The sequence below is a fragment of the Oleiphilus sp. HI0080 genome (genome assembly GCF_001635135.1).
Window position 1 is genome coordinate 1 of record NZ_LWFU01001139.1, and the last position, 711, is coordinate 711.

Genomic DNA, 711 nt, shown 5'->3' on the forward strand with positions numbered 1-711 from the left:
GCCAGATTTGGCTTCCGCGGTGAAACCACTAACCGGTTCATCGTCCCAGCGCATCGACAGATAGCCAAGCCCCAAAGAAGCGTAGGGCGTGATTGCGCTTTGCTCTTCGATCCAGTCATAGCGGGCGCCGGCACCGAGTATCGTAAAGTGCCGATCACCCGGATTGAGATAAGTGCCTTCGACGTACAGGGAAAGCGGCTCTTCGAACGGTTGCGAGAAAAGGGCGCCAATGTTGAATGCTGCGCCCCAATCGTCTACGCCATTGATTTGGTTAATACCGCCTTGGCTGTCTACGCGGTCATCAATACTGAACTGCGCGCCTACATGCCCATAAAGTGACGTGAGTAAAGGAGGTTCTTTGGTCGTCTCTTCGTTGGCGTATGAGATGCTGGGCAGCGCTAAAAAAGCGGCAGAGAGCATAAGCGAAACGAGCCAGTGGGTCGAGTGCCCATGGTTTGGGTACGCGGATCTTTTGAAAAAGGGGGCTTGCATGGCATGGGTACCATTGAGTGTTTTATTTGCTTGAAAAACTAGCATTGGATCTATCGTTTGGTCAACGAAATTAGTTGGCGGATAGATATGGATATGGATATGGATATGGATATGGATGTGTGATCGTGTTTGCTTGGTTTTTAGCACTGTCTGAATGTTCGGTCTGAGTTTTCGGGCGGGGTGAGACTACCGATGCCCGACTCAACCTCAACTAGTTGG

Annotated in this window: 1 protein-coding gene; it reads right to left on the reverse strand. The window is 51.1% G+C overall.

Annotation, left to right across the window (positions count from 1 at the left end):
* Positions 1–537, reverse strand: a 537-nt coding sequence (locus tag A3751_RS20495; RefSeq protein ID WP_156492684.1) for a hypothetical protein, incomplete at its 3' end; no start/stop codon positions are given.
* Between the last annotated feature and the right edge of the window lie 174 nt (positions 538–711).